Genomic DNA, 10355 nt, shown 5'->3' with positions numbered 1-10355 from the left:
TTCCGTACGTGGGGGAAGCCCGACTTCACTTCGTTACGTCGGGCGAGGCCCAATCGCTTCGTTACGTCGGGCGATGCACAGTCGAAGCACCGAGGATAAGCAAAATACAGAAACCCTCCGCGAGGGAGGGTTCCTTTTTATTGATTTAAACCTGATGGTCCGTTTTGTTGTTCTGCCGGACCCATCGCCCTGATTCCATTCTCAATCTTGGAACTACCAGGTGCGGTTCAGATTATCTTCTGCGTCTTAAGTTCGGGTGAGGAGCAGGTACTGTTGTAGGACCTTCTTCCTGTGTTCCGTCGCTCAGGTCAACTGTGTTGCAATCACCACCTTCCTGGCCGTATTTGAATACGAAGCGGTCAGCGCTTACACCTTCTTTCTCAACAAGGTGATTGATGATAGCATTTACACGATCCCAGCTTAACTGTTGGTCAGATTTGCTTGAAGCGCAATATCCTGTTACAGCTACGCGGCACTCTGAGTTATCTTTCATTTTCTGAGCTACAGAAGCAAGCATTGCCTTAGCGTCGTTGCTTAATGTTACTGTTTTAGCCCTGAAAGTGATGCTTGGCAGGTCGCCGATGTTACATTTACCTTTCAGACCGTACTGCATGATAGAGTCGATCAGTTTGCAACAATCTGGTGGAGGACATTTACCAACACCATCAGCATCTACCGGCTGACACTGGGTTGGAGTGATCAGTTCCTTATCTTTTGAATCTGGTACACCATCACCATCAGTATCGCGGCTTACACCATGAGCGTCAACCGGAGTACCTGCAGGGGTATTTGGCTCCTGGTCAAACTGGTCTGTGATACCATCACCATCTCCATCATCCAGGATTGGTTTTGGAAGTTTCATGTGACGTGGCTGGTTGATTTCGTTGTAAGCATAATCCAATGGATTAACCCACCACAATGGCTCAACAGATTTAGCACCCAGTGCGATGTTCAGACCAACTGATAAAAAGTTAGCCCAGTCATTATCACGTGTTTGAGCGGTAAAGTTACCCGGACCGTTTTCCTGCCACTGCTGACCATCTAACAGGTCAGTTTTAGCGATGGTCACCTTGTCTTCAATAGCAAGGCTGAGTTTCTTATTAAGTTTGAAAGCCATACCTAAACCAACGTTAACCATTGGTTTGAAAGGCTCGCCGAATAATTTTGGCTGAGATTTGTCATCATCAGGCTGAGATTCGTAATCTCCGTCTGTGAAATCTTTCAGTGCTTTGCGGATGTCTTTCCTGTCTTCATACTGGAAGCCGGTTGACTGCCAACCGCTGTAACCTGGTAAGCTTGCAAAGTTGTATGGAGTGTTTCCGTTCAATGCATCGATCTTGGTATCGAAGATCAGACCACCTATACCGGCAAGTGCGTAGAAGTTAAAGCCTGTTTTAGCACGGTGAAAACGGATGTTGTTCAAAGTAAATACACCCTGAACAGCCAGTTCATACATATTTGTTTTGTAGTTGTAGAAAACCGGTCCGCCCGTTGGGTTACCAGTAGTCACGTATCTTGACCATGCAGAGTTCTTGGTATAAGAAGTAGAAGGCTGGAAGTTCATGCCTTTTGTTGTAGCATACTGTCCTTCAACTCTTACTGAAACCACATAACCCAAAGCCTTGCGCCAGTGCAATCCGGCTCCGAATCCCGGGAAACGGGATCTTACATCTCCGGCAATGCTGGAAACTCCTAACTTAATACCCAGTTCTGATTGACTCCTGGGTTTAGCCGGGAATGGATATGCGTTGTTCATGAATTCTGTGTGCTGGGGTAATCTTTTGGAGGGGACGACAGAGGAATCCAGGACATCATAACTGCCACTGCCACCACCGATCTGGGCAAAGCCACCAGATGCCACACAGCACAGTAAGCCGATTAAAACTGAGAACTTTTTGCTTGCCATAACTAATTTTTATGTGAAGGATTGAGAATGCTAAATGCATTAATTTGTGCAAAAATATCTATTCGAACCTAATTAACAAATTTTTTTAAGCAACTGATCATTGATTATTAATAGGTTTCGTCGTTTCAGACACCAATTCCATGAAAAAAGTTGCTTGGAAAATTAACTTATAATTTACAGTATTTTGCCCTACCATTTTCGTTCCATGAAGTTATCACAGTCGTTGTTACAGGAGGAGTTACCGGTGTTCGAAAAGAAATTTAAAGAGGCGGTGAAAAGCCAGGTACCCCTTCTTGACCGGATAATGCAGTTTATTGTGAACAGGAAGGGCAAACAACTGCGGCCAATGTTTGTTTTCCTCGCGGCCAAACTCTGTGGGGAAGTAAACGAATCCACATATCGCGCCGCTTCGCTTGTTGAATTATTACACACCGCCACGCTCGTTCATGATGACGTGGTGGATGAATCGCTGGAACGCCGTGGTTTTTTTTCCACATATTCTCTTTGGAAAACAAAAATCTCCGTGCTGGTTGGGGATTACCTTTTAGCGAAGGGGTTACTGCTCTCACTGGATCACGATGATTTCCGTATCCTGCAGATACTTTCCAATGCAGTAAGGTTGATGAGCGAGGGCGAATTACTGCAGATCGAGAAGTCGCGTTCCCTTAATCTTGATGAATCTATCTATTACGAGATCATCCGGAGCAAAACCGCTTCATTGCTGGCTGCTGCCTGCTCTGCAGGCGCCTACTCTACTTCGCATGATGAGATCATTGCGGAAAAAGTCAGGTTATTTGGTGAGAATGTCGGTATGGCTTTCCAGATCAAAGACGATCTTTTCGATTATGGTTCGGCTGATGTGGGGAAGCCGACAGGCAACGATATCAAGGAAAAGAAACTCACCCTACCATTAATATATACGCTGAACAATGTTGACCGTTCAACCCGTAAAAAACTTATATATATAATAAAAAACCAGAATAAGGATAACGATAAAGTCCGGGAGGTGATTGAAAAAGTGAAAGAAACCGGGGGCATCGCCTACGCAGAAAACAAGATGAACGGGTACCGCGACACGGCGCTTTCATTATTGAATGAATTCGGGAACAAAGAAGTAGTAAAAGGTCTGGAAGAACTGGTGCGGTACACAACAGACCGTAATTACTGATCCACACCTTCGACATGATCATCAGCAAAGCAGGCATGAAGAAAAGATGGAACATCATAACAGGAGATGAAGAAGGCGCCCGGCGGCTGCAGCAGGACCTGCGGATCCATCCTGTATTGTGCCGTATCCTGAACCAGCGCGGCATCGATACTTATGATAAGGCCAAAAGTTTTTTTCGGCCCAGCCTGTCGGACCTCCACGATCCGATGTTGATGAAAGATATGGACCTGGCCGTGGCCCGCGTGCTTCGTGCCACCCGAACTGCTGAAAAGATACTGGTGTTTGGCGATTATGATGTGGACGGCACTACTTCGGTCGCCTGCATGTACCGTTTTCTCACAAAGATCGCCCCGCCGAATACCATAGATTATTATATACCCCATCGTTACCGCGAAGGTTATGGTGTTTCAAAAGCCGGCATCGACTTCGCCGCCGCAAACGGATTCACGCTCATCATCTCCCTTGATTGCGGTATCAAATCAATTGACCTGGTGGCTTATGCAAAAGAACTGGGGATAGATTTTATCATCTGCGATCATCATACACCCGATCCACGGCTGCCGGATGCTGTTGCTATCTTAAATCCCAAGCAGGCAGACTGTCAATACCCGTTCAAGGAACTTTGTGGCTGCGGTGTCGGATTCAAACTCATCACCGCGCTGGTGAAAGAAATTGGTCTTGAAGAAGAAAGCATTTATGAATACCTGGACCTGGTGGCCACCGCCATTGCGGCGGATATTGTGCCGCTGATGGGTGAGAACCGGGTGCTGGCATTTTATGGCCTGAAGAAAGCGAATGAACATCCTAATTTCGGCATCATGGCTCTTAAGGAGCTGAGTGGTTTTGATAAGGAATTATTTATTACCAACCTTGTTTTCCTGATAGCGCCGAGGGTAAATGCTGCGGGCCGGATGGATGATGGCAAAAAAGCCGTGCAGCTTTTTATAGCCAACAGCCTGCATGAAGCAAAGTCTTATGCGGAGGTGCTGCAGACCGACAACACCGAACGAAAAGAAGCGGATAAATATATTACGGAACAGGCGCTGGCGATGATCCTTAAAGATACCAGCATGGTGTCGATGAAATCGACCGTTGTGTATCAATCGCACTGGCACAAGGGAGTCGTAGGCATCGTGGCTTCAAGACTCATAGATCATTATTATCGCCCGACCATTGTATTAACAAGATCGGGAGAATATGCTGCGGGCTCGGCAAGATCCGTTTCGGGTTTTAATGTGTATGAAGCCCTGCAGCAATGTGAAGACTTGTTGCTTGGTTATGGCGGGCATTTTTATGCCGCGGGTATGACGCTGGAGATCGATAAGATAGATGCGTTCCGTACGCGTTTTGAAGAAGTGGTTTCTGCTTCTATTACCGCGGAGATGCTGGTGCCTGAGATCGTGATTGATGCCGAAGTAAAATTGAAAGATCTTACCAGGCAGTTCCATTCCATCATCTGCCAGATGGAACCATTCGGACCTGAAAACATGCGTCCGGTTCTCCTGGTGCGTAACGTGATGGATACCGGCTATTCAAAGATTGTAAAGGAAACACATATTCGTTTTTCTGTTAAGCAGGATGAATATATGTTTGATGGTATTGGTTTTGGTATGGCCGATAAGTTCTCCTTACTTCAATTGAACTCCCCTATCGATATTGTCTTTACGCTGGAAGAAAATGTATGGAACAATGAAAAGAAATTACAATTAAAGGTTATTGACTTCCGCTTATCGTAATGATCAATTCTGTACCGCAAATGGTCGAGCTCAAATGAAATTCAAGGCATATCTCACATACTTCCGCTTCATTCAAAAACATTGGGATTTTCAGCTGGCGGCTTTCACTATCTATCATGAGATCATCGGTGAAAGAAAATATGGCATCAATACCACCGGTACGGAACCACTCTGGCAATATGATATAGATGAAGAGGATCTCGCGGATGCGGAAGCTTACCAGCCGGCAAGCTATTATATACTCGAGAAAGTGCTGGCGGCCCTCCCGCAGTCAGCCAGGACCGGCCGCATCTACGACTTTGGATGTGGCAAGGGCCGCGCACTTGCGGTGGCCATGGCTTATGGTTTCAAAAAACTTACAGGCATTGAAATAATCTATGAGCTTGCGAAAGATGCCGAAAGCAATATTTTAAATTGTAAGTATTATCACCAATATGTCAGTTTTTCGATTGTCAACAACCGTGCGCAGGATATGACCATCACCGATGATGCAACGGTATTTTTGTTTTTCAATCCGTTCAAAGAGGATCCGATGGAAGAGGTGATTGACAATATCATGGAGAGTTATCAAAGATCACCGAGAAAGATCTTTATCGTTTATATCAATGATGTGTATAAACAGTTGTTTTTCGACAAAGGATTCCGTCAGATCTATCATATCCAGAGACTTACCTACCAGCAGGGAACGGTGCTGGAGTTTGATGGGAAATCAGACGGTCATAGTTTCGGTTGATAATATTATTCTATCTTCGATTTTCCTGATGACATTGCCCGAATTCCACCTTCAAGAACGCATCAAACCAAAAAACTACGGCCTCGATCTTGCACGGGCCTGTGCAGTTGCATTGGTATTTTTTTCGCATAGTTTGCTCACGCTTTATTCATCGGGCATTCCCTATTTATGGTACGGTGTGTTTACAGGCGTTGAACTGTTTTTTTCATTAAGCGGATTTTTGATCGGACGAATGTTGATAGATCTGTTTAATCACGACAATGTTTCATTTCAACAGCTCGCTAATTTCTGGACGAGGCGGTGGTTCAGAACTTTGCCGCTGTATTTTGTTCTGTACTTCATTTACTATCTTGCGTATAATCAATCGATCTACCCTGTTGCTTTCGATTGGCGGTATTTATTGTTCCTGCAAAATTTGACTACCCCACCACCTGTTTTTTTTGGTGAATCGTGGAGTTTAGGAATTGAGGAGTGGTTTTATTTTTTGTTCCCGCTGGTTTTATTTGTCGCGTATTTATTCAAGATAAGATTTATGCCGGTAGTATTGTCGGTCATCCTGGTACAGGTGACCGTTAGATGGCTTTATCCAGGTTGTATGGACTGGGGATGCATCTCTGTATTGGCGCATTTCGATGCGCCGGCTTACGGATTGATAGCGGCTTATCTATCCAAACAAAACTTTCAGGTAACTCAAAAAATGGCGATCGGCCTATTGCTGGCGGGCGGCCTGTTTTGTGTGGCAGCGGCATTTATAAAAATAAAAAGCGCATCACAGGGATATTTTCTGGTGAACGGCCCGGGAACAGCGATGATAGTGTTTGCACTAAACTATTACCGCTTTTCTACAAAGATCAAACTAGTGCCTTTTATAAGCCGGATCTCTTACTCGATCTACCTGATCCATTTAAGTGGCGTGATCATACCGCTGGCAAAATTTACAAACGAAGGTTCATTACTGATCTGGTTGCTTTCTGCTGTTTTGACCATCATTCTTGCCACCCTTTCTTACACATTTATTGAACGGCCTTTTTTGCTGATCAGGGACCGCTGGTTTCCCTCCCGGCAGTTACCTGCCTCATCACTTAAGACAGTTACTGTCTTAAGATCCAACAAGCAGGTCGATAACTCAGGTCGGTAATTCTTGCCCAGGAATTTGCTGCCACCATTTCTTCAAGCGACAAAAATCGCATCTGGTTCCGATCGTTCCCTGGTACACAGTTAATGTATAACGTTTAGGATTATGCGACAACATGTAAATATCATGCTATACCAGCGGAAAGGAAACAAAGTTTATAGTAGTTTTTGCACAGACACCCGGCACGGTTAAGTTGAAATAACAAGTTTAGCTTCATTAGCTGTGCTTTTGATAACTTACTAATTCCAACGAAATAGCCTTGCGGTTGTATCTATGGGAGGTAAAGTCGAGTTTGGAATTATTATCATGCGCTCCATAATTTTCTCGGCCCTTTGTCTAATTTTTTTGCGAAGTGTTGCATAGGCCGGGCAAGGATGCTCCCAGATGGCAATGATTACTTCATCAATGATATTTTGTTTATCCGGCAGACGTGTTCTGCTGGGCAGGTACATCAACATAGTGTCTAATAAACCGGCACTCTGTTCATTTTGTTGCACTACCAGGGCGCGGATGAAATCTTCCGGGGCGGCCCTGTCAGCGTTATACCCGGTAAATCCTCCCGGTCTATGACCTGAGAACTGATAAAATTTCCGGAAGTGATAAGCCCGCAGAACGTGAATATATGCCGTGTCGGGAAGTTCTTCCATTAACCGGAACGATACCGTGCTTAATTCCCTGGCATGCTCAATTAATTTTTTCTTTATGACTTGCACATCTTCCTTCTTCCTGAATTTAGAAAGTTCGTAGAGTGCAAACTCGATGTCATCAAAACGTAATTCATACTGATAGTAGGGATCTACCTGCCTTGGTCTTGTTGCCATATCCTTGATATAGGGGTAATATTTTTCCTGTGGCTCCAGTCCTTGTAGAATAGTATATGCGGATCTTAAATAATTGTGTTTGATAAGCACTTGTTCAATCGTTCTATTTTTTGCTTCTTCGGTTTTCCAACCTGCCTCCTGCAAAATGTCATCAGAAACGGTTCTGTCCCAGATACCAAACTCCCCGGCATCAGTGAACACAAGAGCAGTGTCGTCCAGGTGCCCCATTATTATGTCGAAATGATCAAAGGATTTTCGTTGCAGCATTTCGCGGAAAGCAGCGGTTCGTATAATGGGATGCTCCGAATTGCCAAGACGGACAAGTTCTGCATCGGTCGCCATATGTCTGAAGACGCTGTCACTATGCATTACGATTCCTTCGTCAACTACTTTTCTCAGGTACGGCTGAAGTTTTTCGCGGAAGTCCTTAATGGCATAGGGATACGTGCCGTCCTTGTCGCACGAAAAAAATGTGAATGCGAGAATGAGGTATATAAATTGTTTTGATCTTAGCATATCATTTTATTGCGAGATAAGTAGTGTTGCCCTTATATCTCAGGAAACCGGAAACCCTCGCTTTTTAAGAGTTCTGTTGACTGGCTTCTTTGACCGGGTTGCCATTTCCTGCGCGGGGTTTCTTCCTCTCAGCCTGCCTTTCTGTGTACTCTAAGTACCAGTCAACAAGTGGATAAAAGTTGAGGATCGCATATAAGATAAATATTCCCAATGATAGCAACTGTACAGGTGGTGTTGATATGGGACCGATTTTAACCCATGAAGTTGTAATACCTGGTGTTATCGCAATTAATGCAAACGCCGCAAAAAGAAGGTATAACCCCAGTAAGATCGTAGCGTATTGTAAGTTTTTAAACAAAACAGCCACCAGGATCAAGTACATCAAAAGCCCCGCGTAATGGCGCCAGGTTGCGATGTAATCAGTTGTTATAAAACTTATCCAGCAATATGTTAGCATTGCTCCCACTATTATCAGGGGAATGAGCACCGGCATTATCTTTTTTTTCATAAAATGTATACTTAGTCACCAAAAAATTTGAAATGATAGTTTACCTCGAACGCTTCGATGCCCGGCAAGTCTTCCAGGGACTTACTGCGGGAATCTTTGCAACAGAAGATAAAATGCTCGTAGTCTTCAAGTGTACACAGGCACCGTTCTTTGCTGTGTCTGTACAGTGGTAGCATTTCCCGTGCAACAATCTTCATTGGTACTTGCCTGGGGCTCCTTTTTTCAGAAGCTCTACATGTAAATTATATCAAAGCTCATGATTTGCAATCCGTTTTCGAAACTGGAGCTGTCGGTCAGCTGTAACTTATACATAGACGATGAAGTTCCAAATAGTTTGATTCCTTTTCCTAATATCAAAGGGTTAAGTTTTAGTTTCAGGATGTCAATTTTCCGATTGTCCAAAAGCCAACCTGCAAACATTCCACCACCACAGAGGTATATATCCGTTCCTTCCTCTCTTTTCAGTTTGTCGATTTCAAATAGGTCCAACCTTGTCACCTGCACTTTTGGATCAGGATTTTCAAGTTTCAGGTTGTCAGAGAAAATGAAATGCCTCATATGTGGGTAAGCAGGTTGTCCTGGTTGTAATCCATAATTATAACCAAATTCATAAGTGTGTCTTCCCATAATTACAGTGTCAAAACCGGCGAGATCTGCCAAATATTTGTCTACGCCATTTCCTGTTCCCACAAATCCACTGATGTCGTTATTTACACCACAAATAAATCCGTCAATCGAACTTGCCACGTAATAGACTATCTTTCTCATGCTGTCACTTTACAATTTCTTGTTACGATGTTATAGGGTTTGGCTTGGATCATGTTAACTGTACAAACGCGGGATATCATTTTTGTCCGGGTTAAAAACTACCACAGTTTCATTATCTATGAGCATCCTTACTTTCGCCATTATACTTTTAATGGATCGTCCTTTCTGTTCAGTCGGTATCTGTAATATCGATAAAAGTAATCTCACTTTTTCTTTTGTCAAACAACATTACAGAAAAGTCCCACGAAATATCATAAAACCAGTCTGCGGACCGGATGTAGGTTGATATGCTGAGAATTTCATCAAACCGGTTTTGAAACTCTTCTTTTACAAAATCCGTAGCAATCTTCCACGCAACTTCACTACTGACATTCTTATAAGCTCCGCCGTGGCCAAGAATTCGGGCTAGTTGTCCAGGCAAATCGTAAATGTCGGATGCATTCCTTATCACTTTAACTGCGGGTTTGACTAAGGCGATCTGTAGGTTGTCCCGATAGTTTTTTAATTCAGGTCGACCTAATAGATTTTCTGAGAACCCTATTTCATCCAGGCGATTTCTTGACGCGAACCAGGCAAAGTTCAGGTTGCCCGATAGCTTAAATCTATGCAGTAGACCTCCTCCATTTGTGTGGGTATCCTTAATATTTTGCATAAATGTCTCTGCAGCCTGGGAAAATGTCTCAACGGATGTTATTGTGATGTCGTCCCAGAGCGTAAGTAAGTCTTTATCCGCAGGTCTGACCTGGTCCCACATACGCCTCATCTTCGCTCCGGTGATGTTACCATCTACCTCATCTAAAAAATTCCAGTAGCTAACCCTAAGTATTTAGAAATAACCTTTACACCAAATTACATTAATTGCGTAGACGGCCATATTAGCATCATAATTTCAAATAAGAAGCGATTTATCTGGTTTAGGTGGCAAGATAAATCTATGCCCAGAACCTTCCCCCGTCTTAAAATCCTGTTTTCGTTTTGCATAATAATGTATATGGTCTCATCATCTACCCTTGCCCGGATCAGTCCTGGCACTGCTGCAGGTTTTTTCCTATATACATCTGGTG

At 43.9% G+C, this 10355-nt stretch carries 11 protein-coding genes; 5 read left to right on the top strand and 6 right to left on the bottom strand.

Features of this window, described 5'->3' with window-relative positions:
- Positions 1-232: 232 nt before the first annotated feature.
- Positions 233-1906 carry an OmpA family protein gene (locus ACX0G7_RS26955; protein ID WP_458926654.1) on the bottom strand — a complete coding sequence of 558 codons (1674 nt, stop codon included), beginning with the start codon at positions 1904-1906 and terminating at the stop codon, positions 233-235.
- A gap of 205 nt (positions 1907-2111) precedes the next feature.
- On the opposite strand from ACX0G7_RS26955, the gene ACX0G7_RS26950 reads away from it, so the two are divergent.
- The 4 genes from ACX0G7_RS26950 to ACX0G7_RS26935 are packed head-to-tail and all read left to right on the top strand — an operon-like array spanning position 2112 to position 6681.
- Positions 2112-3074, top strand: coding sequence for a polyprenyl synthetase family protein (locus ACX0G7_RS26950; RefSeq protein WP_458926653.1), 963 nt, complete (start codon positions 2112-2114; stop codon positions 3072-3074).
- Positions 3075-3088: 14 nt separating this feature from the next.
- Entirely contained in the window at positions 3089-4810 is a 1722-nt protein-coding gene (gene recJ, locus ACX0G7_RS26945; protein WP_458926652.1) for a single-stranded-DNA-specific exonuclease RecJ, read from the top strand.
- A gap of 34 nt (positions 4811-4844) precedes the next feature.
- Complete coding sequence (locus ACX0G7_RS26940) at positions 4845-5543, top strand: hypothetical protein (RefSeq protein WP_458926651.1); 699 nt, start codon at positions 4845-4847, stop codon at positions 5541-5543.
- A gap of 28 nt (positions 5544-5571) precedes the next feature.
- Positions 5572-6681 carry an acyltransferase family protein gene (locus tag ACX0G7_RS26935; RefSeq protein WP_458926650.1) on the top strand — a complete coding sequence of 370 codons (1110 nt, stop codon included), beginning with the start codon at positions 5572-5574 and terminating at the stop codon, positions 6679-6681.
- Positions 6682-6917: 236 nt separating this feature from the next.
- On the opposite strand, the gene ACX0G7_RS26930 is transcribed toward ACX0G7_RS26935, so the two are convergent.
- Entirely contained in the window at positions 6918-8015 is a 1098-nt protein-coding gene (locus ACX0G7_RS26930; protein WP_458926649.1) for a hypothetical protein, read from the bottom strand.
- Between the two features lie 64 nt (positions 8016-8079).
- The gene (locus ACX0G7_RS26925) at positions 8080-8523 is read right to left on the bottom strand and encodes a hypothetical protein (RefSeq protein ID WP_458926648.1); all 444 of its coding nucleotides are present in this window, start codon (positions 8521-8523) and stop codon (positions 8080-8082) included.
- 32 nt (positions 8524-8555) lie between these two features.
- Here ACX0G7_RS26925 and ACX0G7_RS26920 point away from each other — a divergent pair, with 32 nt between their 5' ends.
- A complete protein-coding gene (locus tag ACX0G7_RS26920) occupies positions 8556-8696 on the top strand; it encodes a hypothetical protein (protein ID WP_458926647.1) in 141 nt (46 codons plus the stop codon).
- Between the two features lie 58 nt (positions 8697-8754).
- Here ACX0G7_RS26920 and ACX0G7_RS26915 read toward each other — a convergent pair whose 3' ends face one another.
- From ACX0G7_RS26915 to ACX0G7_RS26905, 3 genes are all read right to left on the bottom strand, one after another.
- A complete protein-coding gene (locus tag ACX0G7_RS26915) occupies positions 8755-9291 on the bottom strand; it encodes a dihydrofolate reductase family protein (protein WP_458926646.1) in 537 nt (178 codons plus the stop codon).
- 169 nt (positions 9292-9460) lie between these two features.
- The gene (locus ACX0G7_RS26910) at positions 9461-10054 is read right to left on the bottom strand and encodes a hypothetical protein (RefSeq protein WP_458926645.1); all 594 of its coding nucleotides are present in this window, start codon (positions 10052-10054) and stop codon (positions 9461-9463) included.
- Between the two features lie 86 nt (positions 10055-10140).
- Positions 10141-10355: hypothetical protein (locus tag ACX0G7_RS26905; RefSeq protein ID WP_458926644.1), on the bottom strand; the 215-nt coding region annotated here is incomplete at its 5' end.

It is taken from the genome of Flavitalea antarctica, assembly GCF_054461535.1.
This window is presented reverse-complemented; position numbering and strand designations above follow the sequence as displayed.

Coding starts and splice junctions, on each gene's coding strand:
- ACX0G7_RS26955 (WP_458926654.1), bottom strand. CDS start 1,906: ATGGCAAGCAAAAAGTTCTCAGTTTTAATCGGCTTACTGTGCTGTGTG.
- ACX0G7_RS26950 (WP_458926653.1), top strand. CDS start 2,112: ATGAAGTTATCACAGTCGTTGTTACAGGAGGAGTTACCGGTGTTCGAA.
- recJ (WP_458926652.1), top strand. CDS start 3,089: ATGATCATCAGCAAAGCAGGCATGAAGAAAAGATGGAACATCATAACA.
- ACX0G7_RS26940 (WP_458926651.1), top strand. CDS start 4,845: ATGAAATTCAAGGCATATCTCACATACTTCCGCTTCATTCAAAAACAT.
- ACX0G7_RS26935 (WP_458926650.1), top strand. CDS start 5,572: ATGACATTGCCCGAATTCCACCTTCAAGAACGCATCAAACCAAAAAAC.
- ACX0G7_RS26930 (WP_458926649.1), bottom strand. CDS start 8,015: ATGCTAAGATCAAAACAATTTATATACCTCATTCTCGCATTCACATTT.
- ACX0G7_RS26925 (WP_458926648.1), bottom strand. CDS start 8,523: ATGAAAAAAAAGATAATGCCGGTGCTCATTCCCCTGATAATAGTGGGA.
- ACX0G7_RS26920 (WP_458926647.1), top strand. CDS start 8,556: ATGATAGTTTACCTCGAACGCTTCGATGCCCGGCAAGTCTTCCAGGGA.
- ACX0G7_RS26915 (WP_458926646.1), bottom strand. CDS start 9,291: ATGAGAAAGATAGTCTATTACGTGGCAAGTTCGATTGACGGATTTATT.
- ACX0G7_RS26910 (WP_458926645.1), bottom strand. CDS start 10,054: ATGAGGCGTATGTGGGACCAGGTCAGACCTGCGGATAAAGACTTACTT.